27 protein-coding genes are annotated in these 23,131 nt (G+C 59.1%); 21 read left to right on the forward strand and 6 right to left on the reverse strand.

Annotated elements, in window-relative coordinates; translation table 11 throughout:
- Positions 1-14: 14 nt before the first annotated feature.
- From CCGE531_RS28215 to CCGE531_RS28225, 3 genes are all read right to left on the reverse strand, one after another.
- Positions 15-989 carry a BadF/BadG/BcrA/BcrD ATPase family protein gene (locus CCGE531_RS28215; protein WP_120670022.1) on the reverse strand — a complete coding sequence of 325 codons (975 nt, stop codon included), beginning with the start codon at positions 987-989 and terminating at the stop codon, positions 15-17.
- On the reverse strand, positions 986-1,780 hold the full coding sequence (locus CCGE531_RS28220; protein WP_120670024.1) for a DeoR/GlpR family DNA-binding transcription regulator: 795 nt from the start codon (positions 1,778-1,780) through the stop codon (positions 986-988). Before CCGE531_RS28220 ends, CCGE531_RS28215 begins: the two co-directional genes overlap by 4 nt.
- Positions 1,781-1,966: 186 nt before the next feature.
- Positions 1,967-3,283, reverse strand: a complete 1,317-nt coding sequence (locus tag CCGE531_RS28225) for an alpha-glucosidase/alpha-galactosidase (protein WP_120670026.1) — start codon at positions 3,281-3,283, stop codon at positions 1,967-1,969.
- A gap of 111 nt (positions 3,284-3,394) precedes the next feature.
- Here CCGE531_RS28225 and CCGE531_RS28230 point away from each other — a divergent pair, with 111 nt between their 5' ends.
- The 6 genes from CCGE531_RS28230 to CCGE531_RS28255 all read left to right on the forward strand — a co-directional run bounded on the left by CCGE531_RS28230 (position 3,395) and on the right by CCGE531_RS28255 (position 7,877).
- The gene (locus CCGE531_RS28230; RefSeq protein WP_120670028.1) at positions 3,395-4,267 is read left to right on the forward strand and encodes a helix-turn-helix domain-containing protein; all 873 of its coding nucleotides are present in this window, start codon (positions 3,395-3,397) and stop codon (positions 4,265-4,267) included.
- Positions 4,268-4,409: 142 nt separating this feature from the next.
- A complete protein-coding gene (locus CCGE531_RS28235; protein ID WP_120670602.1) occupies positions 4,410-4,919 on the forward strand; it encodes a cytochrome P460 family protein in 510 nt (169 codons plus the stop codon).
- Between the two features lie 261 nt (positions 4,920-5,180).
- The gene (locus tag CCGE531_RS28240) at positions 5,181-5,447 is read left to right on the forward strand and encodes a type II toxin-antitoxin system ParD family antitoxin (RefSeq protein ID WP_120670030.1); all 267 of its coding nucleotides are present in this window, start codon (positions 5,181-5,183) and stop codon (positions 5,445-5,447) included.
- Positions 5,448-5,449: 2 nt separating this feature from the next.
- On the forward strand, positions 5,450-5,770 hold the full coding sequence (locus CCGE531_RS28245) for a type II toxin-antitoxin system RelE/ParE family toxin (protein ID WP_245459426.1): 321 nt from the start codon (positions 5,450-5,452) through the stop codon (positions 5,768-5,770).
- Between the two features lie 5 nt (positions 5,771-5,775).
- The gene (locus CCGE531_RS28250; RefSeq protein ID WP_245459501.1) at positions 5,776-6,168 is read left to right on the forward strand and encodes a cytochrome P450; all 393 of its coding nucleotides are present in this window, start codon (positions 5,776-5,778) and stop codon (positions 6,166-6,168) included.
- Between the two features lie 422 nt (positions 6,169-6,590).
- A complete protein-coding gene (locus tag CCGE531_RS28255; RefSeq protein WP_120670608.1) occupies positions 6,591-7,877 on the forward strand; it encodes an epoxide hydrolase family protein in 1,287 nt (428 codons plus the stop codon).
- Positions 7,878-8,033: 156 nt separating this feature from the next.
- Here CCGE531_RS28255 and CCGE531_RS28260 read toward each other — a convergent pair whose 3' ends face one another.
- The gene (locus CCGE531_RS28260) at positions 8,034-9,191 is read right to left on the reverse strand and encodes an MFS transporter (RefSeq protein WP_120670032.1); all 1,158 of its coding nucleotides are present in this window, start codon (positions 9,189-9,191) and stop codon (positions 8,034-8,036) included.
- Positions 9,192-9,430: 239 nt separating this feature from the next.
- The gene (locus tag CCGE531_RS28270) at positions 9,431-10,384 is read right to left on the reverse strand and encodes an alanine--tRNA ligase-related protein (protein ID WP_120670035.1); all 954 of its coding nucleotides are present in this window, start codon (positions 10,382-10,384) and stop codon (positions 9,431-9,433) included.
- A gap of 316 nt (positions 10,385-10,700) precedes the next feature.
- Between CCGE531_RS28270 and CCGE531_RS34485 the strand changes: the two genes are divergently transcribed.
- From CCGE531_RS34485 to CCGE531_RS28335, 15 genes are all read left to right on the forward strand, one after another.
- The gene (locus CCGE531_RS34485) at positions 10,701-10,847 is read left to right on the forward strand and encodes a hypothetical protein (protein ID WP_162944027.1); all 147 of its coding nucleotides are present in this window, start codon (positions 10,701-10,703) and stop codon (positions 10,845-10,847) included.
- A 28-nt stretch (positions 10,848-10,875) separates the two neighbouring features.
- Positions 10,876-11,112 carry a 30S ribosomal protein S21 gene (gene rpsU, locus CCGE531_RS28275; RefSeq protein ID WP_120670610.1) on the forward strand — a complete coding sequence of 79 codons (237 nt, stop codon included), beginning with the start codon at positions 10,876-10,878 and terminating at the stop codon, positions 11,110-11,112.
- A 61-nt stretch (positions 11,113-11,173) separates the two neighbouring features.
- On the forward strand, positions 11,174-11,368 hold the full coding sequence (locus tag CCGE531_RS28280; protein ID WP_120670037.1) for a hypothetical protein: 195 nt from the start codon (positions 11,174-11,176) through the stop codon (positions 11,366-11,368).
- Between the two features lie 150 nt (positions 11,369-11,518).
- Positions 11,519-12,523, forward strand: coding sequence for a LacI family DNA-binding transcriptional regulator (locus CCGE531_RS28285; protein ID WP_120670039.1), 1,005 nt, complete (start codon positions 11,519-11,521; stop codon positions 12,521-12,523).
- Between the two features lie 56 nt (positions 12,524-12,579).
- On the forward strand, positions 12,580-13,932 hold the full coding sequence (locus CCGE531_RS28290) for a sugar ABC transporter substrate-binding protein (RefSeq protein ID WP_120670041.1): 1,353 nt from the start codon (positions 12,580-12,582) through the stop codon (positions 13,930-13,932).
- Positions 13,933-13,993: 61 nt separating this feature from the next.
- A complete protein-coding gene (locus tag CCGE531_RS28295) occupies positions 13,994-14,938 on the forward strand; it encodes a sugar ABC transporter permease (protein ID WP_120670043.1) in 945 nt (314 codons plus the stop codon).
- Entirely contained in the window at positions 14,928-15,776 is an 849-nt protein-coding gene (locus CCGE531_RS28300; RefSeq protein ID WP_120670045.1) for a carbohydrate ABC transporter permease, read from the forward strand. Before CCGE531_RS28295 ends, CCGE531_RS28300 begins: the two co-directional genes overlap by 11 nt.
- A gap of 28 nt (positions 15,777-15,804) precedes the next feature.
- A complete protein-coding gene (locus CCGE531_RS28305; RefSeq protein WP_120670047.1) occupies positions 15,805-17,001 on the forward strand; it encodes a glycoside hydrolase family 172 protein in 1,197 nt (398 codons plus the stop codon).
- 86 nt (positions 17,002-17,087) lie between these two features.
- Positions 17,088-17,354, forward strand: coding sequence for a type II toxin-antitoxin system prevent-host-death family antitoxin (locus CCGE531_RS28310; protein WP_120670049.1), 267 nt, complete (start codon positions 17,088-17,090; stop codon positions 17,352-17,354).
- Entirely contained in the window at positions 17,351-17,794 is a 444-nt protein-coding gene (locus tag CCGE531_RS28315) for a PIN domain-containing protein (protein WP_120670051.1), read from the forward strand. The genes CCGE531_RS28310 and CCGE531_RS28315 overlap by 4 nt, the downstream gene beginning before the upstream one ends.
- A gap of 370 nt (positions 17,795-18,164) precedes the next feature.
- The gene (locus CCGE531_RS28320) at positions 18,165-19,376 is read left to right on the forward strand and encodes a glycosyltransferase family 4 protein (RefSeq protein WP_120670053.1); all 1,212 of its coding nucleotides are present in this window, start codon (positions 18,165-18,167) and stop codon (positions 19,374-19,376) included.
- A 16-nt stretch (positions 19,377-19,392) separates the two neighbouring features.
- Positions 19,393-20,379: an NAD(P)-dependent oxidoreductase gene (locus CCGE531_RS28325; protein ID WP_245459427.1), complete on the forward strand. Its 987-nt coding sequence runs from the start codon at positions 19,393-19,395 to the stop codon at positions 20,377-20,379.
- Entirely contained in the window at positions 20,363-20,506 is a 144-nt protein-coding gene (locus CCGE531_RS34490; protein WP_162944057.1) for a hypothetical protein, read from the forward strand. The genes CCGE531_RS28325 and CCGE531_RS34490 overlap by 17 nt, the downstream gene beginning before the upstream one ends.
- A 147-nt stretch (positions 20,507-20,653) precedes the next feature.
- Positions 20,654-21,487, forward strand: coding sequence for an SGNH/GDSL hydrolase family protein (locus tag CCGE531_RS28330; RefSeq protein WP_120670055.1), 834 nt, complete (start codon positions 20,654-20,656; stop codon positions 21,485-21,487).
- Entirely contained in the window at positions 21,484-22,335 is an 852-nt protein-coding gene (locus tag CCGE531_RS28335; RefSeq protein ID WP_120670057.1) for an NAD(P)H-binding protein, read from the forward strand. The genes CCGE531_RS28330 and CCGE531_RS28335 overlap by 4 nt, the downstream gene beginning before the upstream one ends.
- On the opposite strand, the gene CCGE531_RS28340 is transcribed toward CCGE531_RS28335, so the two are convergent.
- Complete coding sequence (locus CCGE531_RS28340) at positions 22,332-22,961, reverse strand: TetR/AcrR family transcriptional regulator (RefSeq protein WP_162944058.1); 630 nt, start codon at positions 22,959-22,961, stop codon at positions 22,332-22,334. The two genes, CCGE531_RS28335 and CCGE531_RS28340, sit on opposite strands and share 4 nt — an antisense overlap.
- Positions 22,962-23,131: the final 170 nt, after the last annotated feature.

Consider the following 23,131-nt stretch of genomic DNA (forward strand, 5'->3'; position numbering starts at 1 on the left):
CCTTGTTATCGAGGTTATTGAGGTCTGCATTCACCTGAATGCGCCATCGCGGTCTTTGCCGTGGCGGCGATTTGCGTGATCCAGCCGTCATCTACCGGCCAGTCGAGGAGCCGCGCGGCAGCCAGAAGAGCGCCGCCGATGGGAGGAAGCATCGGTATTGCTGCCGGTCGGCCAATGCGCCGTTCGAGTGCGGCAAGCAAAGCGCGGCTTGCAAATGTTCCGCCCGCATAGGTCCAGTCAGCAGCCGGATCGCAATGCGGCGCTATGGCTTCGACGTGCTTTGCGAGCTCGGATGCGGCTTGCTCGATCAGCTGCTTTGCCGCGCTATCGCCGGTGCGCGCGACGCGATCGACGAGAACCGAAAGGGCGGCGATATCGGCGCGAGGGTTTTCGAGTTCGCTCACCCATCCCCCCAGCGCGTTGACCGGGTCGAAGCTGTCGAGAGCTAAGAATTCGAACATGGCTTTTGCCAGCGCGGTCGGGGCCGCGCGCCCGTCGAGACTCTGACTGACGAGGCTAAGCGCTGCCCGTCCGATCCAATAGCTGCTGCCCTCGTCGCCAATGACATCACCCCAGCCGCCGACGCGCGCCGATACGCCGGCGCTGTTGCGCGCCCAGGCCATGGAGCCGGTGCCGGAAAGAACGAGAATGCCGGGTCGGGCGGCAAAGGCGCCGAGATGAGCTGCATCGACATCGTTGAGAATATGGCGCTGCGCTTCGGGAAAGCTGCTTTCGATCGCCTCGCGCTGCTGTTCCGATAGCCGGGCCACTTCGCCATAGGCTGGCAAGGCGGCGGCGACGGCGGCAGGTTGCTGCTGTTCCAGGAAGGGACGCAGAGAGAGAGCCAGTTCGTGCCGCCAGTTCGGATTGTCCATCGGATTGACGCCGCCGCTGCGCGACATCCGCAGCACGTTGCCGGTCCTGTCCGCAAGCGCGACCAGCACCTTGCTGCCGCCGCCATCGATGCCGAGGATCAGGTCTCCGCTCATTCCTGCGCTCCAAGATCCGCGATCGTCGTCTCGACGCCGAGATTGGCAAGTTCACCGCGCCAATGCGTGGAAAGACCCGCATCGGTAATCACCCTCGCAGCGCTCAACGGGGCGACCTTATAGGTCGTCATCGTGCCGAATTTTGAGGAATCGGCGAGCACGAAGCGGTGGGCCGAGCGGCTGAGCATGCATTTGTTAAGGCTCGCCTCGGCACTGTCGACGCTGTAGATCGCGCCGTCGGGGCTGATGGCGCTTGCGCCGAGGAAAAGCTGATCGAACCAGATGGATTCCAGCATCGCTTCGGCCTGCGGCCCGACAAGCGAGGCGTTTTCGCTGCGCAGCTGTCCGCCGAGCAATACGACGTCCAGATTGGGAATGTTGAGGAATTCCTGCGCAACCGTCAGGCCGTTGGTGAAGATGCGAAGCGGCATCGGGTTGAGACGGATAAGACGCGCAAGCTGCAGAACCGTGGTGCCCGCATCGAGAAAGATGGCCGTGCGTGGCGTCAGCAGATTGTAGGCGGCAGTCGCAATCGCGCGCTTGGCGGACAGGTGCCTCTTGGCCCGCTCCTGAAAGGCAAGTTCAACCGAAGAACCTTCAGCGATGCGCGCGCCGCCGTGTACGCGGTCGATGGCGCCTTCTCTTTCGAGAACCTGCAGGTCTCTGCGTACCGTTGCCAGCGAGGCGCCGATGGCATCGGCAAGCGCCTGAATCGTCGAAAATCCGTTCGCATACAAATGGCTGCGAATGGCGTCGAGACGATCGACTTTCACTCCTCCGGCTTGGCTCAACGAAGGTCCCTCTTCCATAATCAATTCTATTTCGCTCAGACTTCCATCCAATAAGATCAATGTCAATCATAAATCTGATGTTTTTTGATCTAAACCGATTTTGAAAGATCCTGCAAATATGAAAGCGCGGCTTCCTCTCACGAGAAAACCGCGCTCCACGGATTACTGCTCGGCGTAGAATGGGGACTAGTGATAGGCAGGCAAAAGATTGCCGTGCTGCTCGATCATATCATCCACGAGCTTCCAGATCTGATCGGGCGAGAGCTCCGCCGACGTGTGCGGATCAAGCAGCGCCGCCTGGTAGATGCGGTCCCGTTTCTTCGTCAGCGCCGCCTCGACCGTCAGCCCCTGCACGGAAACGCTTAAACTCATCACTGCCGCGAGCTGCGAGGGTATGCGTCCGATGCGGATCGGCTGAATGCCGTTGTGATCGACATGGCAAGGCACCTCGACGATACACTCGTCCGGCAGATTCTGGATGAGCCCATTATTCGGGACATTTCCGTAGACCAGCGCGGGCTGGCCGGTGACTGCAGCATGAATGATGCCGGCCGCATATTCGTTGCTGCGGCAAACGTCGATCGGCTTGCCGCCTTCAAGGCCTCGGCGCAATTCATGCCATTCGGCAATCTGCACCTCGCAACGGCGGATATATTCGTCTAGCGGAATGTTAAGCTGCTCGATCAGATCGTTACGCCCTTCCTTGATGTACCAGGACGTATATTCCGAGAAGTGTTCGCTGGATTCCGTGACGAAATGGCCGAGCCGTTTCAGAACGTCGAAACGTACTCGATCGCCCAAGGGGATACGCCTTTCCTCCGCCAAGGCGCGCAGGCGCGGATAGAGATCCTCGCGGCTGCCATCGGCACGCAGCTTTTCATATTTGAGGAAGAAGGCGACATGGTTGATGCCGGCCGAGAGATAATTGACGTTGGCGACATCCTCACCAAGGCAGTCGGCAAGATGGGCGGCCGTGTGCTGCACGCTGTGGCAGAGCCCCACGGTTCGAATGCTTGGGGCGATCTCCTTGATCGCCCAGCAATTGATCGCCATCGGGTTGACGTATTGCATCAGCAAGGCGTTCGGGCACACCTCTTCCATGTCGCGGCATATCGCGTCGAGAACGGGAATTGTGCGAAGCCCGCGGAAGATGCCGCCGATCCCAAGCGTATCGGCAATGGTCTGCCGAAGCCCGTGTCGTTTCGGGATTTCGAAATCGGTGACGGTGGCCGGCTTGTAGCCGCCGACCTGCATCATCAGGATGACGAAATCCGAGCCTTGCAGTGCCTGCCGGCGATCAAGCGTCGCCTCGACGCGCACCTTGTCGAGCTGAAGTGCCTCGCAGATACGCCGCGCAACGATTTCGGATGTTTTCAGACGCTCCGGGTCGATGTCGAAGAGACTGATGGCATAGTCGCCACCGCTTTGGCTGGAAAGGACGTCGCCCAGAATGTTCTGGGCAAAGACGGTGCTGCCGGCACCGATCAGGCAGATCTTTGGCATGGAAAAGCCTCCACAAGAGATATTTGTAGAGTCAATTGCACCTTTCAAATCGGGATTTCCTCCTGCTAATAGAGAGATTACTCCCAGATTCGCGCGTAAGAGCGAGCGACCATGTCAAAATTTCGCATATCCGCCGAGCGGGGCGCTCTTTTCGCATCCCAGGGCGACTTTATGATCGAGCACCACATCGCCGACGCCATGAACGCGGCTCATTGGCACGATCATATCGAGCTGAACTATCTGCTCGAAGGTCAGATGACCTACATCTTCAATGGAAGGCAGGAACAGGTCGAGGCGGGGCGGCTGGTACTCTTCTGGGCCGCCGTTCCCCATAGAACGATCGCGGTTACGCCGGATGCGCCGCTCGTCTGCATCTATCTTCCGCTTGTCGATTTCCTCGGTTTGCCGATCGACCGCAGTGTTCGACAGTCGATCATGCAAGGACGGTTTTCCGCGGATGCGCGCGCCTATGCCGCCGATGCGGTTCTTTTGCCTCAATGGGTGGAAGACTGGCAATTCGGCGATGCGGCCCGGCGCCGGCTGATTGTGGATGAGGTCAAGCTCAGAATACGGCGCTTCGTCCTCGATGCTCCCATCGGCGATCATTCTACCACCCGCCAATCCTCGGCATCAGGCGCCAGTGCCGCCGCACGTCGGGCCGAAGCGCTGACTGATATTATTCACGCGCGTTATTCCGAGCCAGTCAGCCTGCCGATGCTGGCTGGGCTTGCCGGCATGCATCCGAGCACGGCCAACACGATCTTCCGCAGCATTCTTGGCATTCCGGTCAACGAATATCTCATACGCTATCGTCTGGCGCGGGCGATGCAGCAGCTTGCTGAAACGGAGACGCCCATCCTGCAGATTGCCTATGACTGCGGCTTCGGTTCCAGCAGCCGGTTTTACGACATTTTCAAGCGACGAACCGGAACGACGCCAAGGCTGTTCCGTTCGTCTCTCGGGCGCGATGGGAAGGCGGACTGATGTTCGGTTCGTCAGCCAGGTAACGACCTGCCGCCTCTTGTGTGAGACTACACTCCGATACAATCGGGCTACTTCCTGAAATCTAGCGGATACAATGTGGCGCGATCTTCCCGCCAGATCATCGGTCAGGCAGGAGTCCAAAATGAAACTTGCGTTCCTCGGCGCATTTGCCGTCTCGAGCCTTGCTGTCGGCGTCGCCGCTTCGCAATCGGCAGGTCCCGCAGCGCCGCCGGAAAATGCCTCGCCGATCTATGGCGTGACCATCCCGGAAGGCTATAGAGACTGGAAATTCATCGCGCCGGCGCAGGAAGCCCCACCGCTCGACGAGCTTCGCGCGGTGCTCGGCAACGATATTGCCATCGATGCCTACAAGAAGGAGACCCTGCCTTTTCCCGATGGTTCGATCTTGGTCAAGCTGGCCTACAAGCGCAAGCAATCGACGGAGTTTGCGCCGGCAACGGTGCCCGGAGCGCCGACGACGGTGCAGGTCATGGTGAAGGACTCGAAGAAGTATCCCGACAGCCACGGCTGGGGCTTCGGACGTTTCATCGATGGCAAGCCGGTCGATATCGCACAACATGAGACCTGTCTCAGCTGCCATGTCGCCAATGTGAAGGACCATGACTACGTCTTCACGCGTTATGCACCGTAAGGCGCGGCAATGTCGCGCAGTTGGAAATTGCCGGCCGATCTCTTCATATCTGGCCGGCCATCCAAGGTCTCCTCCTCCCGCCGGAATAGCCGCCCCATCATTTAAGACCAGGTGGATCATCGAGGGAGGAGGAAAGATTACGGTGAACGTTTCATCGTGGCCGAGCGCCATTTGAGAACGAAACCAAGGTATCAATAGTTGATAACAGTTGTTAACTCTGGTTCGACAGCCTATAATGGTATGAACAGGAGGGTATATGCCATGGCGAGTTTTGCGCTGAACGAACATTATGAGAAATTCATTAAGAAGCAGCTTGAATCGGGCCGCTACAACAATGCCAGCGAGGTTGTTCGCGCGGGCTTGCGGTTGCTGGAGGATCAGGAAGAAGCCCGTGAGCGCTGGTTGACTCAGGAAATTCCGGGCCGCTATGCGGAATTAAAGCGTGATCCCTCCATGGGCGTTTCCCTTGACGATGCCTTCACCCGTCTTGAGGCCGAGCATCAAGCTCTGCTGGCGAAAGCCAAGTAGGGGTGAAACCATACAAGATCATCCTGCATGAGCGGGCCGAGGGGGAATTGCGCCAGCTTTACCTTGACCTTGCCAGCGACGACAAAGCCGGGCCTCTCATGGCTTGGAATTATGTTGTCGGTATCCGTCAGTTCATTGCGGAACTTTCGACATTCCCCAAGCGGGGAACGGTCAGGGATGGCCTTATTCCGGGTCTTCGGATTATCGGCTACCGGCGCAGTGTAAGCATCGCGTTTGTGGTCGAAGATGCCCATGTTCTGGTTTTGGGTGTGTTCTACGGTGGGCAGGATATTACGGTTGAGGCCCTGGAGGGGAGGCTGTGAGCGATATGGAAAACCAGCAGGATGATTTTTACCCACCGGAATACCGTGCTGCCCAGAGGGCTCAAGCCACGGCGCTGAAAGGTGAAGCGTCCGAGCATGGTTTGCGGCTGGAAACCTATCTCGTGCCATCCGTCGCAGAGTGGGTTTTGAGACAAGTTGAGCAAGGCCGGTTTCTTGACCCTTCCGAGGCCGTGTTTGTGGCTATGCGGGCATTTATGGAATTGGATGCGTATCCCGACCTGCGTGAGGAATTGTTTCGCCGCGAGATCACCAAAAGTCTTGAGGATAAGGGTCCGGGCATTCCCGCCGAAGAGGTGTTCGCGACGTTAAAGGAGACGATCAACAAGACGACAAGACACAAGCCCCCGACATGGGTGAAGGTGCCTAATCCTTCGTAGCGTTAGACGCGGCCAAGTTTTCCTTTTCCTGCTACCTGATCCCCGAAAAGCGCAACTTCGACGCACGATCAGATCGACCGCATTTCCCAAGATTATCTTCCATGGCCCTGTTCGCGACCTGTCAGGCCGTTGTCGTCGGCGGTCTTCCAGGCGCGATGGCGTCTTGTGTTGACTATGGATCGCGTCCTTGTGTTCCGACGAACATCCTCTCTTTGGCCTATCCGGCCGGAGGCACCATGCTTTGTGTGCTTTTCACCTTTGCCGGCAGAACCTGAAAATGCGGCTTCTGTAATCCGTTGTAGCCTTCCTCGGTCTTGATACGGAGGGATACAATTCGGTGTGGTTGAAGACACAACGGGGATACACGCCGAAAGCAAAACATCGCGGCATTCAACAAACCTCCCCAATATATGGAGCTCCTGATGTCGCCTTCATCCTTTTCATTGAATCGACGCGCCTTCGTGACCGCGGCTGCTGTCGCCGGTGCAGCGGCGCTGCTCAAGCCTGCAATGTCCTTTGCCGGCTCGGAAGCCTTACCCGATGGCGTCAAGCCGTTCACGGTTCATATCCCCGACAGCGCGATTGCCGATTTGAAACAGAGGCTTGCGACGGCACGCTGGCCGCTCAAGGAAAATGTCGCCGATGATTCCCAGGGCATGCAGCTCGAGCGCATGCGCGATCTCGTTGGCTATTGGGCCGATGGCTATGATTGGCGAAAGGTGGAACAGAAGCTCAATTCCCTGCCGATGTTCATCACGGAAATCGACGGGCTGGATATTCACTTCATTCACGTGCGCTCCCCGCACGAAAACGCAATGCCGCTGATCATGACCCATGGTTGGCCGGGTTCGGTCTTGGAAATGCTCAAGGTTATCGATCCCTTGACCAACCCGACAGCTCATGGCGGCAAGGCCGAAGACGCGTTCCATCTGGTGGTTCCGTCGATCCCCGGCTTCGGCTTCTCCGGCAAACCCAGCGTCCGTGGATGGGGCTCCGATCACATCGGCCGTGCCTGGGGCATGCTGATGAATCGGCTCGGATATGAGAAATTCGTCTCGCAAGGCGGTGATTGCGGCTCGGTCATCTCCGAGCGCATGGCGCATCAAAAAGTGCCCGGACTGCTGGGCATTCATCTCAACATGCCTGCAATCGTTCCAAAAGAAATTGTGCCGATCTTGGCTGCAGGTGCCCCTGCGCCCACAGGTCTCACTGCGGACGAACGCGCCTGCTTCGACAAGCTGGCGATTTTCTACCGAGATAGCGCTGCCTACGCCCAAATGATGGTTACGCGTCCGCAGACGATCGGTTACTCGCTCGTCGATTCACCGATCGGAATGGCCGCGTGGATGTATGACAAGTTCGCCGAGTGGACGTATAGCAACAAGCAGCCGGAAAAGGTTCTCACTCGGGACGAGATGTTGGATGATATTTCTCTCTATTGGTTCACGGAGACGGGTACCTCGGCAGCCCAGATCTATTGGGAAGACCACACCAACAATTTCAACGCTCTCGAAAGGATCCCTTCCGTGCCGGTCGCGGTTAGTGTCTTTCCGGGAGAAATCTATCAGGCACCCAAGTCGTGGACGGAGCGTGCCTTCGGCAATCTGATCTACTTCAACAAGACCGAAAATGGTGGCCACTTTGCCGCTTGGGAACAGCCGGCAATTTTCACCAACGAGGTTCGGGCGGCATTCCGCTCGCTGCGTTAAACGGGCTCTGGCTTCTTGGCTGGTGAAAGCCTCGCAGGCGAGCGATGCCCCGAGCTCGCCTGCGGGAGAGGGGAACTGTATGGCGTATCCCCTCCACAGACAACCGGCTTCGCAGGTCGAACCTGTGAAGCCGATGCCTGATTTGATCCGCGAATTTTAAGTGGTCGCAAAGGCGCTGCGGCGCGCCGAGAGCGACCCGATACCCACCAAGGCTGCAAGGATGACGGGGATGCACACGAGATAGGCCGTGCGAATGCCCGCATGTTCGGCAACGAATCCAAGCAGCGGCGGGGCCAGGAAGAAAACGACGAAAGACATTTGCCCGAGAGCGGCAACATTGACATGCGCCGGGCGGTCGGGGCGCTGTGCGGCGGCGGAAACCGCCAGCGGATAGACCGCGCTGCAGCCGGCACCCATGAAGGCAAATCCCATAAGAGCCACATTGGGATGGGGTGCGAGCCAGACGGCGCAAAGCCCGGCGGTCGACAGAATGAGCAGGAAGAGCGCAACCGCGCGGGAGCCGTAGCGATCGACAAACGGATCCGCGAACAATCTCGCCAGCGCCATGAAGAAGGTGAACAGCGTCAGGCCGAGACCCCCGATGAACGGCTCGGCATGGAAGACATCGCGCATATAGATCGCCGACCAGTCGATGCCGGCGCCCTCGACCAGGAATGCCGCGATCCCGATCACGCACAGGGGCAGCAGGCCAAGCGTCGGAAGCGCGACATGGCCTGCGTCCGCGTGGTCATGCGTCTGGCGCGCCGGTGCATTCCGCATGCCTGATATGGTCAGCAGGCCGACGATCAGGACAAAGGCGAATGTCAGGGCGAGATGCAGCTGCATCGGAACGCCTGCCTGCCGGACCGCCGAGGATACCAGAGCGGTGACGAAAAAGCCGAGGCTCCAGAAGCCGTGCGCCCGGTTCATCACGCCCCGGCCGAGCTGCGCCTCGATGCGATCGATTTCGACGTTGAGATTGATTTCGAGAGCGCCCGCCAGCAAGCCTTCGCAGACCAGGACGATGAAGACCAGCGGAGCCGCGCCCATCCATGGTACGAGGGCAAGCGAGGCGGAGGTGCCGAGCACGGTAACGAACGCGGTCTTACGAGCGCCGAGGCGCGCCACGATCGGTGATGCAAACGTCAGCGATATCAACGCGCCGATAGCCGCACCGATCAGCGTCAGACCGAGCTCGGATTTGCTGATCTGCAAGGCGTCCTGAAGGTCGGGAAGGCGCGACAGCAACGCGCCCATCGACACCGCAAAGAGGAAAAAGCAGACATAAATTCGCTGCTGCGGTTCAAGACGCATTTTGAATGCTCCGGAGAATCTGAACACAGGTGAGATGGAACGGGTCTATCGCAAAGCAACCAGTGCTGGCAATACAAGCACGCTGAAATGAATCGACGAGCTCGCGGTTTTTCCTTCGGCCATTTCCGCCGGATGGCGGCGATGCATGCGTACGGTCAGTGGGCCGTGCGACGAGAGGCGATAGAGCGGCGATGAAACCGCCCACGCGATCTCCTTCGCCGCTCCCATAACCGGTCAGACTAGGTTGGCCTCGTCGCCTGCACGTCGGAAAGGTCAATCCCGTGCGTGTCGAACCACCATTCCGGGCTCATCCCGTCATATTTGTCGCGAAGACGCAGATATTTGGAATGCAACCGCTGCTGGCGCTCGACTTCCTGCTCGAAATAGGGGTGGTCCAGCGTTCCGCCGATCACATGGATACGGCGAAGGAGTTTTCGCAACACATATCCCTGCTCCTTGTTTCCCGGCCGATAGCCGCTCTCGACGATTTTCATGACGGTATCGCTTAGCGTGCCAAAGGCATCGCCCGGCGGCGTGCCGTTCAAGATCATGTCGAGACGTTCCGCACCGAAACCGACGTCGATGCAGGTCTCGAGCGGATTGACGATATTTCCGATCTCAATGCCGTTCTTGTAGAACTCGGTGCAGTATCCGCTGACGCTGCCGTCGCTCCAGACGCACTCGGCATCCGGTACGATGGGGATGCGGTCTCGATAAAGCGGTGACCATTCCTCCAAGCGGTCCGGATGGATCGTGACATGGTCTGGCACCAGGCCAAGCGAGCCGAGAAACTCGATCCAGAAATCGATGGCGTCGCCGACGGTCATTTCTCGGAAAGAGAAGAGACCGAGCATCGTGAAATGAAGGAAATGCGTCCCGTCCCCGATTTCGTCGAGATCACCCATTCGCAGGCAGGCCTGCACGTTGGCAACGGTTCCAATGTGGGAGGGATCGGAGAAGAGCTGTTTGTACTGCTGCATCCCAGCGCTGCAGAAGAGCGTGGTATGATCGTGCGGCCGTACGGATTCGATGCGTGCGAAGTCGATGCCTCTGGAAAGGCAGAAGTTTTGGTATTGCTGGATCAGGCGTCCCGCGATGACATAGGCAACCTCCTTTGTTGTCAATGTGCCCGGCTGAAAGATAGTGTCATATGACACAGACGGCAATCCATATATATATATATGGCGGGTCATATCCGAGTTGAGCCTGAGATCGCGATTGTTGCGGTCAGCCTCTTGCCACCCTCTGCTATCACGGTAGGTTGCCGCGCTTGAGATCGCGCGGGCAATCCTAGGCTTTCGGTTGCGGCGGAGGGCGGTTTCTCACCTCCGCTTTTCAACTGCATTACGCGCCTTGCCTTGTAATGCGACCGGGCGCTTCCTATCTTTTGGCCATCACCCACATTTTACACGCGGCTACGGCAGACGTTTCAAGGACGTCGATAATTTTGTGCGCTAAGCGCTGCCGAGCCATTTCGCCGCCTCGGGCGGCCAAGGACTTCGATTGAACATGCAAAACACTGCCGCCGCGCTGGCGGCGGTAAAGCCGCGTGAGCGCGGCGAAGCCGTCAACCGGCCGGACAAGAACTGGAAGCCATATCCCTGCCTTCTCACGAAGCAGGAGCTTCAGGCCATCATTGCCGAGCAGCTCGGCTGAATTCAACAACGACAACAAGGAGAAAAAGATGCAGGTCATCGTCAGAGACAACAATGTCGAACAGGCCATGCGCGCCCTGAAGAAGAAGATGCAGCGGGAAGGCCTCTTTCGGGAGATGAGGGAGCGTCGCGCCTATGAAAAACCTTCCGAGCGCCGGGTTCGCGAAAAAGCACAGGCGGTCGCCCGGCAGCGCAAGGCTGCGCGCAAGAAGCTGCAGCGCGAGGGGCTTCTGCCGGCTGCGAAGCGACGGGTTTCAGCTCGATAACAACTGAATGGCGGCCGGCCCATTGAGCCGGCCGCGGAAAATCTTCTGAAAAGGGCGAGAGATGGAAGAATTGAACAATATCACGGTCTCGGACGAGCGGCTCGAAGATTGCCGTGACGTCATCGAGCCCGATCTGCAGGATTTGATTCATAGCACGATCGCCGCCGGCTTTACGGCCGAGGAGGTCCTGATCGCGATCAGCGAACTGGTGGCGGAAGATTTCGCCGCAGTCGTGAAGATCCCCAATGTCCACTAGCAACTGGCGACGAATATTGGGGTGCGCGCCGCCGCCATTCGAAGGATTGCGCAAACCCTGCACAAAGCCGCAGAGATGCATCTTCGAAAATATGTAAATCGATTTGCAAAACCATTTGCAAATCGATTTATCATGCCATAGCCTGCGTGCATGACGACAATTGCTAAAGTTGCCAAGCGCGCCGGAGTTTCGCCGACCACCGTGTCGCATGTCTTGAACCATGCTGATCGCGTGTCGGTGGATTTGCGCAGGCGTGTCCAGGAGGCGATCGCGGAATTGGGCTATGTGCCGAACCCGATGGCCCAGAGTCTCAGGACCGGCCGCACCAATCTCGTTGCCATGCTGATCCCGGATATTCGCAACCCCTTCTACCCGGAAATGGTGCAGGCGGCGCAGTCCGATCTCGAAGCCATCGGGATCGATCTTTTGATCTTCAACACGGATGTCCCGGGCGGACATTCCCAGGAACATGGCAAGCACTATCTCCGCCAGATCCGCAGCCGGCGGATCGATGGCCTCATCGTCGGCGATTTCGCGCTGCACGGCATGCATGACGCCTTGCTTGAAATCGATCTGCCGGCCGTCTTCATCGGCGACCTGCCGAACCAGGCGGTCGATAGCGTCAAGATCGATGATTTCGGCGGCGGCTACCAGATGGGAGCCTATCTGGCCAAGAAGGGCCATCGCCGGATCGCGCATCTGACCGGCCCGTCCTTCTTTGCCGAGGCCATGGCGCGCGCTGCCGGCTTCGAACAGGGCCTGCGCGATAGTGGCGTCGAGTCGATTGCCGAGCTGCGGCGCGAGGGGAGCTATCTCGGTCCGTCAGGGGAAGAGGCGGTCGATTGGCTTCTGGCCAAGTACCGCGATAATCTCCCGTCGGTGATCTTCTTCGGAAACTATCTGATGGCGGCAGGCGCGCTCGCCGCCTTCTTCGATCGCGGCATCAATGTGCCTGATGATATCGGCATTGCCGTTTTCGGCGATCAGCCGCAGCTCGAATATATCAGGCCACGGATCACGAGAGTCGGCAACACGCCGTCGCTGCTTGCCCATCGCGCAACAGAGATGCTGCTGGAGAGGATTTCGGGAGCTTATGCCGGACCTGCGCGTTCGGACGTGATCCCCTGCAATCTGCACGCCTTCGATACCGCATGAATTGAGGTGTCGTCACCCGGGAGGAGTGCGGTGACGGCTTAAAAAGGGAGGAAGTCATGACTGGTAAGGACAAGTTCATCATCGCCGCAACCCGTCGCGGCGTGCTCAAGGGTGGCGCGGTCCTCGCCGTCGGGGCTGCTGCCGGCTTGAGCGGCTTTCCCTATATTTCCCGCATGGCCGTGCGCGCGCAGAGCACGCCGCTGAAATTCTGGCAATTCTATGCACCGGGCGGCCCGGTCAAAAGCCAGATCGACTGGTTCGAGAAGGCGGTCGCGGCCTGGAACGACACCCATCCGCAAAAAGTCGAGCTCGAATATGTCCCGAACGCCGAGTACATCAACGGACCGAAGCTCGCGACCGCTTTTGCCTCGGGCGAGGGGCCGGATATCTTCCTCATCTCGCCCGGCGACTTCCTGCGTTACTATAATGGTGGCGTCCTGCAGGATCTGACGCCCCATATCGATGCGAAGCAGGACTTCCCGGAGAGCGTCATCGCCAACCGTATGGTCGACGGCAAGGTCTACGGTATTCCGATGGAAGTCGAGCCGATGGCGATGTACTATTCGGTCAAGGCTTTCGAAGAAGCAAAACTGAATGAGAGCGATGTTCCGAAGACCTGGGACGACCTGCTCGAACTCGCCAAGAAGCTGACGACGCCGAAGCGTTTCGGCGTGTTGTTCGAGACCCAGCCGGGCTACTATCAGAATTTCACCTGGTATCCTTTCCTCTGGCAGGGCGGCGGCGAATTCCAGGGCAAGGACGGCAAAAGCGCCTTCGATTCACCCGCCACCGTGCAGGCGCTGAAGTTCTGGCAGGATGCCATCAATTCGGGAGCAGCACCGCGTCAGGTCATGGGCAGCGGTGCGAATGATACTGTCGCCAACCTCGCCTCTGGCTACTGCGCCATCCAGAATGTCGGCATCTGGGGCATCTCGCAGTTGCAAAGCAATGCCAAGGATTTCAAATATGGCGTCTTCCGCCTGCCGACGCCGCCGAACGGCAAATATGTGACCGTCGGTGGCGGCTGGGCCTTCGTCGCCAATGCCAAGGGCAAGAGCCCGGATGCTGCGGCGCAGTTCTGCGCCTGGGCGCTGGCCTCCAAGGAAAAGGACTCGGTTCAGCGCGTCGCCGACTGGTGCACCAAGGGCAAGTCGGACATGCCGCCGCGCGAAAGCGCGCTTGCTGCAGGCGGCGATGCCTTCAAGACCGGAATGATCGGCAAATTTGCCTCCAACGTCTATCCGGGCGCGCGCGCCGAACCGCGCGTGCCGCCGGAGGTTTACAAGATCATTTCCGACGCGATCCAGCAGACGCAGCTCGGCGGCGCCGATCCTCAGGCGACCGCGACCTCCGCCTCGCAGCAGCTCGACGCGTTCCTTGGCTCCTATAGCGGCGCGCCGATCCTCTAAGAAGACCCTCGGCCGCTTTGCAGCCAGCTTAAGCGGCCGTCTCTCTTTCCGGGGCGAGATCATGACGACAATTGCGGACATAACGACAAGCCATGCGAATGGCAGACGCAAAGGCCTTTCCGCCCGGCATCGCGAGTGGATCGCAGGCTATCTCTTTGTGCTGCCCGATGCGCTCGGCCTCTTTCTCTTTCTCGGCGTGCCCATGCTTCTGTCGCTCGTGCTGAGTGTCTACGAGGTCAACGGCTTTGGCGGCTATAATTTCGTCGGCGCCAAGAACTATATCCGCATGTGGCATGATCCCTTGTTCTGGAAGGGAGCGAGGGTGACCGCGCTTTATGCCGTCATGCTTGTGCCGTCGCTCTTTGTCACGGGCCTGGGGCTTACGCTTCTCGTGCAGCAGACCAATCGCTTCAATGCCGTCATCCGCTCGATGTTCTTTGCGCCGAACATGGTGAGCCTCGTGGTCGTCGCGCTTGTCTGGCAATTCATGGTGATCGACAAGATCGGTGTCGTCGGCCAGACCATGGTGAGCCTTGGCCTTTCCCCGATCTCCTTCCTCGGCGATCCGAATTTCGCGCTGATCACAGTCGTTCTCGTCAGCGTCTGGTTCCTGATGGGCTTCTATATGCTGATCTTCCTCGGTGGCCTGCAGGACATACCGAAGGAATATTACGAGGCGGCGATGATCGATGGCGCCGGCCCGGTCAAGCGCTTCCGCTACATCACGCTGCCGTTGTTGAAACCCACCAGCTTCTTCGTTTTCATGGTGTCGATGGTCGCCGCCGTTGCGGGCGCCCAGGCCTTCGACATCATCTATGTCATGACCAAGGGCGGCCCCGCCAATTCGACGGCGGTGCTGATCGTCTACATCTATCAGCAGGCCTTCTCCTTCGGTGCCTTTGGCTATGCGGCCGCAATGTCGTCGATCCTCGTTATTGCTCTTATGGCCGTCACCGCGATTTTCTTTGCCGTCACGCGTGGAGGACGCTTCGATCATGCGGAATGAAGCTTCCAATGCGTATTTCGCGCGGTCGCAGGTAACGCTAGTGCGCTGCCTGTGGATGCTGATATCAGCCATACTGGCGCTGATGACGCTGTTTCCGCTCCTCTGGATGGTGTCGATCGCCTTCAAGCCGGCCGCCGAATCCTTCTCGTCATCGTTGATACCGGAAGCGCCGACGCTCGATAATTTCATCTATGTGCTGACCGGCGTGCCATTCATCCGCTACATGCTCAACAGTTTCTTCGTCTCGGCGACGGTGACGATCGTGGCGCTGTTCTTCCACACCATGGCGGGCTATGCCCTCGCACGCCTACGCTTTCCCGGACGAGAGATCATCTTCCTGGCGATTTTCTCGACTTTTCTCGTCTCGCTGCCTGTTGTCATCGTACCGCTCTTCATCATCGTAAAGGCGATGGGCATGATCAATTCCTATGCGGGCCTGATTGTGCCGGCGATCTTCAATGCCTTCGGCATCTTCCTGCTGCGGCAATATTATCTTTCGCTGCCGCGCGAGATCGAGGAAGCCGCGGTGATCGATGGCGCTGGCTACTGGCGCATCTACTGGAGCGTTATTTTGCCCTTGAGCCGGCCGATCATGTCGGCGCTCGCCATCCTGTTTTTCCTCGCCAACTGGAATTCCTTCCTCTGGCCGCTGACGATCACCTCCAATCCGAACCTCTGGATGGTGCAGGTCGGCATCGCCAACTTCAAGAGCCAGTATTCGGCATCCTGGAACTACATGATGGCGGCCTCCACCATCGTCGCCATTCCTACCCTCATTCTCTTCGTGATTTTCCAGCGGCAGATCATGGATTCGCTGAAGACCAGCGGCCTGAAATAGCCGTCTTCCTTCAAGACAGGAGACCTTCATGAGCAATCTTAGCCTTTCACCGCTTCGCGGGCTTGCAAAACTGCGTGAGGCAAAGACGCGCCGCTTTTCGAGTTACGACCGCACCGGCGGCAATGACGACCGCTTCCATATCGAGCCGGGAAAGACCGAGATCATCGCCGAACATTCAGGTGCCGGCATCGTCACCCATATCTGGGCCACACTTGCCTGCGAGAGCGAGAATTTCCTGCGCAAGATCGTACTGCGCGCTTATTGGGATGCTGAGACGGAGCCGAGCATCGAGGCCCCGATCGGCGATTTCTTCGGCATGGGCCACGGCCGCACGGCAAACTATGCCAGCCTGCCGATGCAGGCGAGCCCGGAGGACGGCAAGGCGTTCAACTGCTATTTCCCGATGCCCTTCGGCTCGCATATGAAGCTGACGGTGACGAATGAGGCGGAACACGACCTTCTGTTCTACTATTATGTCGACCTCGAGCTGTATGAGAGGCTCGAAGAGGGTATGGGGCGTTTCCATGCACAATATCGACAATCGCGGCCGCAGGGGATGACTGATGCGGGCCTCACCAACGAGGAATATCTCTTTGGCGGCGAGAATGTCGACGGCAAGGAAAACTATACGATCCTTGAGGCCGAGGGCCGCGGCCACTATGCCGGCGTTCTCTACAGCGTCTATTCTCGCCGCCGTTCCGATGTGTGGGACTGGTACGGCGAAGGCGACGACATGATCTTCATCGACGGCGAGCAGGGGCTTTCGGTGCCGGACACGGTGCGCAAGCCCGATCCGCGCATCGGGCCGAAGGCAGCGCTGATCGAGCCTCGGCCAGAATCCGCGCCCGGCGCCAATGATGCCTGGCCGCCGACGCTGCACGGCACCGGCACGGAAGACTATTTCAATACCGCATGGTGCCCGACGCAGGAATATAGTGCGCCCTATCACGGCATCATCGCCGCAGGCGGTCCGAACTGGACGGAACCGGTCACGCTCTATCGCTGGCATATCGAGGATCCGGCAATCTTCCAGAAGCACATCCGTGTGACGATCGAGCACGGCCATGCCAATCGCCGCTCCGACGACATTTCCTCGGTCGCCTTCTGGTATCAGGCCGAGCCGCACAAGCCGTTCAGCGAGTTTCCCGACGTTACAGAACGCGTGCCGACCTTTCGCCGGCCATTCAAGGAAATGGAAATCGCCGTCAAGAAGGTGAGGGGATGAGACTGGATCGGCGCAACTCTGTGCCTTGATTTCGTAGAGGTATACCCTTAAAAAGAGGTCACATGTGACTAGTTTTGGAGCAAGCCATGCCAACAATCAGTTTAAAAGATGCCAAGACGTCGTTTTCTCATGTCGTTGATCAGGCTGCAGCCGGAGAGTTTGTGACGATTACGCGCCATGGACGTGCGGCGGCTGTCGTCGTCAGTGTGAAAGCGGCGGAGGAGGCAAGAAGGGCGATCCGGAAAGACCGCCCGAGCCTCGTTCAATATCTGAAGACCTTTCCGGCGGATCTTGATCCTGCTGACGACATTTTCTCCAGAAATCCTGCGCCCTCTCGCGAGGTTGATCTGTGAGCTTTCTTCTCGACACCAATGCCATCTCCATGTTCGCTCCATCCCGAGCTAGCGCATCGAACGCTTTCGCTGATTGGGTGGATGAGCAGGACCGGCTGGACGCAATTTATCTTTCATCCATGACGGTGCATGAGATCGAAATAGGCGTTCGGTTATTGGAAGCAAAAGGTGCGAAGGCAAAGGCTGCCGGGATTCATACATGGCTGCAGGGGCTGATTGCCGGATATGGCGATCACATTTTGCCAGTCGACAAGGATGTCGCTCTTGAATCGGGTAGGCTGGAAGCAAAAGCGGTCATCGCTGGGCACATTCCCGGCGCTGCCGATGCCATTATTGCGGGAACGGCGAACCTTCATAAGCTTACGGTGATCACTGCCAACCTTAAGCACTTCTTACCGTTCGGCATCTCTGTCAAATCGCCGGATCAGGTCGCGCGTTAGCGCTTGGTTTGGGTTCAGCGGATTGACCGTCCCAACCGATTTACCAGCTCCAAAGATCACATTGAGTTTGGCTTAAACGTATGCTCACGTGCTTCCACGCACGGTGTCGGCCATCAATCGATCCCGCTATCCTCTCGCAAGCGCGAACAACTCAGCAGAACCGCGTGCAAAGGTAAGCACGCGCTAGCGGGATCCCTGTCCTTTCAATCGATGAAATCCTGTGGATTCAATCTTAAAGCGGGATGCCCTCGTGCGAATGGATGAATTGAAATGCCGTTGTATTAGGGCGTCTTATGTATCTGGCGTGAACGTGAGAGGGCGGTTTCTTTCGTTCGGCCCAGATAACACAAGCGGACGAGTTGCCGATCTCATGCGTCTCATCCTTGTCAATGACGTTTCGACAGTTCGCGGCGGCGCCACCAAGGTGGCGTTGCAATGTCTTGATGCAAGCAGGGATGCGGGCCTGACCTGCGCCATACTGGTCGGCGATGACGGCGAAGGCCTCAAGCCGCGGTTCGCCGGCATCCGCACGGTTGCGCTTGGCGAGCGGCCCCTTCGGGAAGGCCCGGCGTTCGGCGATATCCTCGCGAAAAACTACAATCGGCGCGCTCATGAGGCGATGGAGGGTTTGCTTCTGGAGTCGGATGAGGAGACCGTCGTCCATGTGCACGGCTGGTCCCAGATTCTGTCGCCGTCGATCTTTTATGCGCTTGCCAAGCATGAGGTCAAAGTCATCGTCACGGCGCACGATTTCTTCCTGAACTGTCCGAACGGGGGGCTTATCAATTTCCACAGCGGCGACGTTTGCGATATCAAACCCTTGTCTGCCGCCTGCCTGACGACCAATTGCGACAAGCGCAATTATTTCCACAAGCTCTGGCGTTTTCGTCGCACCCTGACGCAGCAGGGTGTGGGCGAGGAGTTCTGGAGCCGCGTCAATATTGTGCTGGCCCACGAAAACATGGAGGCGCATCTGCGCACCGGCCCCTTGCAGCACTTCACGACGCTGCGCACGCCGACGGAGCCGTTGACGCGGGCGCCGGTGGAGGCGTGGCGCAACCGCCGCACCGTTTTTCTCGGCCGCATGTGCTGGGAAAAAGGAGTGCGGACGCTGGCCGATGCCCTCAACCAGACGGGCAGAACCGCGACACTCATCGGGCGGGGACCCTTGCTTGCGGAGATGCAGCGCGCCTTACCGCATTGCTTCGTGCCCGGCTGGCTGACTGACGAAGAGGTCACGAAGATCGCCGGCGAAGCGCGTGTTTTCGTCATGCCGTCGCGCATGCCCGAGCCTTATGGCCTAGTCGCGGCCGAGGCTTTGATGTCCGGTATCCCGGTCATCGTCAGCAGCAACGCGCTGATCGCCGAAGAGGTCGAAAAGCATGGCGCGGGTCTGGTTTTCATGAGCGGCGATGTGGCTTCGCTGGCGGAGAAATTGGCGCAGACCGATGACGACCGGCTGATGCGGAGGCTGAGCGAGGGGGCATTGGCCCTCGGCCAGCATATCGCGCCGGGCAGAGCGGAATGGGGACGCCGCATGGTGGACATCTATATGGGGCGGGGCAGCTTTTCGGAACATTAGGTTGGGGGGAACAATAATGCGCGCTTTGGTGACTGGCGGTTGCGGCTTCGTCGGCCGACATCTGATCCAGCGGCTTCTTGCCGAAGGATTGGATGTCGTCTGCGTCGATTCACTGGTTGAAGGAACAGGGGCGCTTCATCCTGATTTGTGGCAGCGTTTTGCGCGTTCCCGCTTCAGCTTTTGCCAGGAGGACTGCCGCACGTTCTTCACCCACATGCCGGAGCATTTTGACTATGTCTTCCATCTGGCGGCGCTGGTCGGTGGCCGTGTGACGCTGGAAACGCGGGCGCTTGATGTCGCCGAGGATCTGTCGGTCGATGCGGAACTATGGCAGTGGGCGTCACGCGCCAAACCGGGTTCGGTGATATTCTTCAGCTCCAGCGCGGCCTATCCCGTATCGCTGCAGACCGTCGACAATCACCGGCTGCTGTCGGAGGACATGATCAATTTCGACGCCGTCGTCGGCGTGCCGGACCTTAGCTATGGATGGGCAAAACTCACTGGCGAATACCTGATGAAACTCTATGTCGAGCGCTATGGCAGGCGGGCCATCGCCTACAGGCCGTTCAGCGGCTATGGCGAAGATCAGGATCTCGCCTATCCTTTCCCTGCGATCTGTCGCCGGCTGCTGGCGGAAGAAGGCGCGGCGGAAGTCTTCGTTTGGGGCTCGGGCCGTCAGCGCCGCGATTTCATCCACATTTCCGACTGCATCGAATTTATCTGGCAGACGCGGGAATTGCTGCCCGACGGCGCAAGCCTCAATCTCTCGACCGGCATAGCCACCTCCTTCATCGAATTGGCCGAAACCATCAGCCGGCAGATCGGCTGGCAGCCTGCCGTCATCGGACGATCGAGCCATCCGGAAGGCGTTTTCTACCGCTGCGGCGATACGGCGCTGCAACGCTCCTATGGACTAACCCCCTCTATCAGCCTGGAGGAGGGGATCGCGCGGATGCTTGAGCATCTGCGGGCGGAGCAGGCATCATATGCGCTGGCCATGTAAGGGGTCGGTGCCGGGGCTGAGTATTGTCGGCTACCGCCGCGCCGCGTCGATTGCTTTCGTCGTCGAAGGCGATCAGGTGACGGTTTTGGGTGTTTCCGGCGCGACCGGAACGTCACGGCGGATATGAGCTGATCGAAATATCTGAGCAGCGCGCCGGAGCCGTCGCAGATTCATTGTCATTTCAGTAGTTTACGGGTCTGACAACGCGAGCTGACACTCACGACATGGCTTGGTATTCCTCCTGTCCATTCAAAACAGACGGAACCGCAAACCGATGTCGACCGAACAGATACGCTGGCTCTTGAAGGTCATGCAACCCGAGCGAACCCTGGCCTCGCTGCCCGGGGGCGCCGGCATCTCCCCGGAAATTCATGCAGCGCTGGTTGGGTTGCCGCAGGAGGTCTATTCCGCTGAACTCGACTTGATGAAGGAGGAGGCGAAAGAAGCTGCGGGCGAAGTGCTGGCCGACCCATCCTGCGCCTCGTTGGTGGACCGGCTCTACGTGCCAAAGGGCGCTAAGATCGTTGCGTTCGGCGATAGCCTGACGTCGGACCCGCAATCCTGGGCTGTCATTCTCGGTGAGCTCCTGGCGGCGAGGCGTGCCGCTGACGGCGTTTCATTCTCGATCAGCGCGGTTGCCGCCGAGACGACGACGCATGGGCTGGTCCGCATCGGCGAGGTCATCGGCCAGCAGCCCGACTTGATCCTCTTCCTCATTGGCACCAACGACGCCCGAACCCAAGGCCCTCACCCTACGAAGACCCTCGTCCATCATGAAGAGACGGCGCGCAACGTGGCGGAGCTGCGTCAACGCGTGTCACGAGAAACCGGGGCGCGCTGCGTCTGGATTACGCCGCCTGCCGTCAATGAGGAGCGAGTCGCCGAGCACTGGGGTTTGGCCCGGTTCGGGGTTCGTTTCTGCAACGAGAACCTTGCGCGCGTCGCCGGGATCATCCGCGATTTCGACGGCACAGTGATTGACGCTTTCTCCAATTTGGGAACGCCACCCCGGAGCGATTTCCTGATGGGGGATGGCCTGCACCTGACGCTGGCAGGACAGAAGCAGCTGGCGCTTGAGGTGATCAAGGGCTGGAGCACCCTCAAATGAAGTATTTGATCGTCGGCGCCACCGGAAACATCGGGTCGCGGGTCACCCAGCGCCTCATCGCTCGTGGGGAGCGCCCATCGGTTTTCGTACGCAATGCGAAGAAGGCAAAGGCGCTCTTTGGAGCTCAAGTAGATATCCATGTGGGTGACCTCGACAAGGCGCCTTCGTCGCTGGCAACCGCGCTTGATGGCGCAAACGGCGTCTTCCTCGTGAGCGACGGGCCGGATCTCGATACCCGCGACCGCACGGTTGCGTTCGCGGCGAAATCCGCCGGGGTCGGGCATCTGGTCAAGCTTTCGACGCTGGATGTGCACACCGGCGTGGGGACCGGGCCGTGGCATGCGCGCGGCGAGGCTGCCGTGCGCGAAAGCGGTGTGGCGTTCACGTTCATCCAGGCCGCCGGATTCATGCTGAATGCGCTTGGTTGGTCGGACTCCATCCGTGAAGAAGGCGTGCTGCGGACCTCCACCGGAAATGGCAGGATCGCGTTCATTCACCCGGACGATATCGCTGATGTCGCAACCGCGGTTCTTACCACACGCGACTATGATAGCCAGTCGCTGGTTATCACCGGTCCCGAGGCGCTGAGTTATGGGGAAATGGCTGCGACCATCGGCAAAGCCATTGACAAGCCCATCCAGTTTGAGGAGATCTCCGACAGACAGGCGTGTGCGGGTGTGGTCGCCTGGGCCGGCAAAGGACCCTATGCCGACGCTCTCGTCGACATCTGGCGCGCAGTCCGCGAGGGGCGATTGGCGACGGTCTCGGACGGCGTGACGCAGGTCATCGGGCGAAAGCCTATCTCGTTTGGTCGGTGGGCCGAAGAGAATGCCGGCGCCTTTCGCTAGAAGCCGAGGTGACCACCCTCACACGAGTTCACGTAAGCGAGGACCGTTCGGATGGCCTCGCCTTTCGCGTCATGCCGCGAGATGACCGACAGCCTCCGGTCAGTGGCTCCATGCACCAGCGCTTCCATCAAATTCGGAAGGATGAAGAGCATCCGTTGCGTCGCCTCGGGGGTATAGCGTTCCAGCTCGGACGGCGAAATCATGCTGCTTAACGTGGTCTGGAGTGCACTTTTAAAGCTATGCGCCCCTTCCGGCACCGCAGCCGCGACGATCTCATGCAGGTCGGCATCTTTCGCATGAACGTCCGCAAGCCCCTCAACCAACTCGCGTGTAAAGTCCTTGAACGACGCAGTTGCGCAGTCGGCCATCGCGCGCGTCATCACGCGCCTTACGTCGTCAACATGGCGGTCATGCAAGGCTGCGAAGATGGCCTGTTTGTCAGGGAAATATTGGTAGAGCGAGCCAATGCTGACGCCCGCGGCTTCGGCGATGCGGTTGGTGGTGATGGCTTTGGCGCCATGCCGGTTCACCACCCGCTGGACCGCCTCAAGGATCGCCTCCACTGAATGCCTGGAGCGTTCCTGCTTGGGCTCGCGGCGCGCGAGCGATCTTTCGTTGGCTTTCATGGAACTCTGCCGTCCGGGTCGAGTCATGCCCCGCGCAAGCCGGGCATCCTGTATCAAGAGGATCACATTATAGTCCGCTTTCGCCCCCGCGGAACACGAAAAAACTGTGTCTTCGGAGGTTCTCCACGCCACCGAAGATGGCAGGTTATCGGCAGCGCTGGTAAGTGGCC

Source organism: Rhizobium sp. CCGE531, from assembly GCF_003627795.1.
Classification (GTDB): domain Bacteria; phylum Pseudomonadota; class Alphaproteobacteria; order Rhizobiales; family Rhizobiaceae; genus Rhizobium.